Origin of the sequence: Desulfosporosinus metallidurans (genome assembly GCF_001936615.1) — a bacterium.
In the GTDB taxonomy this organism is placed as follows: Bacteria; Bacillota; Desulfitobacteriia; order Desulfitobacteriales; family Desulfitobacteriaceae; genus Desulfosporosinus; species Desulfosporosinus metallidurans.
In genome coordinates this window covers 1-984 of record NZ_MLBF01000157.1, presented here as the reverse complement: position 1 = coordinate 984, position 984 = coordinate 1, and the positions used below count along the sequence as shown (strand labels likewise).

At 35.1% G+C, this 984-nt stretch carries 1 protein-coding gene; it reads right to left on the bottom strand.

Annotated features, from left to right (window positions below):
* The coding region (locus DSOL_RS26110; RefSeq protein ID WP_075367602.1) for a protein kinase domain-containing protein at nucleotides 1–692 on the bottom strand (692 nt) is incomplete at its 3' end.
* Nucleotides 693–984 lie beyond the last annotated feature (292 nt).

Here is a 984-nt window from a genome sequence, read left to right as displayed (position 1 = left end):
ACATCATACATTACAATACCTAAATTAAATAAATCAGAACGAAAATCCATAAATCGCTTTTTAGCTATATTTAGCTGCTCTGGTGATACATAGGCTCTAGTACAAGGTATTACCCCAAAAGCAGTTAAGGACTTGTCACTCAAGTCAAAGGCTAGTCCCATATCCAATAGTAAAAAATCTCCTGAATGCGAACAATGCAAAATGTTTCCTGGTTTAATATCTCTATGAACTTTTGATTGAGACCACAACTCTTGAATTGCTCTAGTTATCTGGGTACCTAACTTAATTACATCCATTATTTGAAGTACCTTTGTTTTAGCTAGTTCCTTACTTAAATCCTCACCCTCAACCCATTCCTCTGAAAATAATATCAGTATCTGATCTTTGTAGGATACCCTTTGAAACTCTATATGTCCTAATTTAATCAAATATGGGCTATCACATTTCCTCATGATTTCAACTTCTCTCATGGCACGGGCTGTGATTTCATCCAGAATATCCGTGGTTATAATTGGATTGCCTTCTTCAAAAATCGCTGGATTAACTAGCATAAATTTTATTGCATATTTTTTATCTCCATTAATTATGCATGGAAACACAACTTTTTGTCCCCCATTGCATCGATCTCCTATGACTTTACAATTTGGAATAATGATTTCAACATCTGCTTCTGATAATACTGGTAATCCCAAAATCGTTCCTCCTATCTCATCACAAGATTACAAATTAAACTACTTAGTTATAGACAAACCCCTACTTTCTTTAATAGACATTAGCTTGGATATATCCGACTCCTATCTCGACCATTCTAAAAGGGAGTTTTCTGATCACCTTGATAAGCTACCTCTACACCTTCCACACATTTCCTTGATTTCCTTCTAAGATCGTATAAATATTCCAATATAAAACAAAAAAGGCCAGACCGTCCAAAATAGACGACCTGACCTTTCACATCCATCATATACTTCTTCACTTTTGTCCGAG